This is a genomic window from Actinosynnema sp. (genome assembly GCF_052038725.1).
This window is the reverse complement of sequence record NZ_JBQGCX010000617.1, coordinates 1-1,707: the sequence shown is the minus strand read 5'-3', so window position 1 is coordinate 1,707 and position 1,707 is coordinate 1. Positions and strand designations below refer to the sequence as shown.

The following is a 1,707-nucleotide window of genomic DNA, read 5'->3' as shown; positions in this document are numbered from 1 at the left end:
GGGGTGCGGGGGGGGGGGGTGGGGGGGTGGGGCGGGCCTGGGGGGGGGTGGAGGTGTTCACCCCCCCCGGCTCCGGGTCAGTCCTCCTCGACCGGCTCGTGGGCGGTCTCCTCCGGGCGGCCCTCGCGCCAGTAGCCGCAGAAGTAGACGCGCTTGCGGTCGACGCCCAGGTCCTTCACCAAGTGCCTGCGCAGGCCCCGCACCAGGCTCGACTCCCCCGCGAGCCAGGCGTAGCCCGGCCCGTCGGGGACGCCCTCGGCGCGGATCGCCTCCAGCAGCGGGGTGTCGACGCCGCGCACCAGCCAGGTCGTGTCGACCTCGCCCTCGGTGCGCCAGTCCTGCCGGTCGCTCGCGCTCGGGACCTCCAGCACGACCCGCGCGCGCACGCCCCTCGGCAGGGACTCGACGATGCCGCCGATCGCGGGCAGCGCGGTCTCGTCGCCCGCGATGAGCTGCCAGGCGGTGTCGGCGGGCGGGGCGTAGTCGGCGCCCATGCGGGCCGGGTTCTCCGGGACGTGGTGGGCGTTCGGGGCGAGGATGACGGTGCGGTCGCCGACCGCGGCCCTGCCCGCCCAGGTGGAGGCGGGGCCGGTGTCGCCGTGGCGGACGAAGTCGATGTCGATCTGGCCGTGGCGCACCGCGCGCAGCGTGTAGGTGCGCATCGCCGGGCGCTCGCGGTCGGGCAGCTCGCGGAAGCGGGTGTACCAGTCGGCACCGGTCGGCACGGTCAGGCCCGCCTGGCCGGACCTGGGGAAGAACAGCTTGATCCGCTGGTCGGGGCCCCAGGTGCGCACGTCGCGCAGCGCGGGGCCGCCGAAGGTCACCCGCACCATGCTGCGGCCGAGCGCCCTCGTGGCCAGCACCTCGGCGTCGAAGTGCCGGAACGGTTCCGTCGTCGGGTTCGCCATGACCTCTGCTGCCATGACATTAGGCTAGCCTCACCTATTGCCGAATGGAGTAACCGGGGGCGGCGAACGCCACCGGGAGTGGGTCCCGCTGGCCGCGTCCTGGTCGGTCTCACCCGAACGCGGCAGCGGGAACCCGCAGCTCAGGCCGTCCTCGCCAGCAGGTCGGCGAAGCGGTCCAGCGCCTCGGACGGCTCGTCCACGACGTACGACAGGTCAACGAACAGGTCGTCGAACCCGGCTTGCGCCGAGGCCAGCGCGGTGTCCGCGAGGGCGCTCAGCGGGGTGTCGCGGCCCGCGTTGAGGCGGAGCACGGCCGGGGTGGGCACGCCGATCTGCTCGCGGGCGGCCACGAGCGGGGCCGGGTCCTGCGCGGTGGCACCGACCTGGAGGATCGGCAGCCAGCCCGCGCCGCGCCGGGCGATGCGCTGGAGCGCGGTCTTCGAGAAGCCGCCCAGGTGCACCGGGGGCTTGCGGGCGGGCTTGAGGTCCACGTAGCCGGCCGGGACCGAGTGGTGCTCGCCCTCGTAGGACAGGACGTCGGCGGTCCAGGCCAGGTCGATCAGGTCAAGGGCCTCGTCGAAGCGCGCGCCCCTGCCCTTCCACGGGACGCCGGACGCCCGGTACTCGTCGGGTGACCAGCCGATGCCGAACCCCGGCAGCAGCCTGCCGCCGCTGAGCAGGTCGATCGAGGTGAGCAGCCTGGCGAGGGCCACCGGCTGGTACCAGGGCAGGTTCAGCACGCTGCTGCCGAGGGTGGCGGTGGAGGTGTGCGTGGCGACCGCCGAGAGCAGCGCGAACG

Annotated in this window: 2 protein-coding genes; both read right to left on the bottom strand. The window is 74.6% G+C overall.

Annotated elements, in window-relative coordinates:
• Nucleotides 1–77 precede the first annotated feature (77 nt).
• Nucleotides 78–923, bottom strand: coding sequence for a siderophore-interacting protein (locus ACTUAL_RS13005; protein WP_232519797.1), 846 nt, complete (start codon nucleotides 921–923; stop codon nucleotides 78–80).
• A 125-nt stretch (nucleotides 924–1,048) separates the two neighbouring features.
• Nucleotides 1,049–1,707: LLM class flavin-dependent oxidoreductase (locus ACTUAL_RS13000; RefSeq protein WP_440900415.1), on the bottom strand; the 659-nt coding region annotated here is incomplete at its 5' end.

Bases quoted from the DNA above. Each gene is read 5' to 3' on its own strand.
- ACTUAL_RS13005 (WP_232519797.1), bottom strand. From the start codon at position 923: ATGGCAGCAGAGGTCATGGCGAACCCGACGACGGAACCGTTCCGGCAC.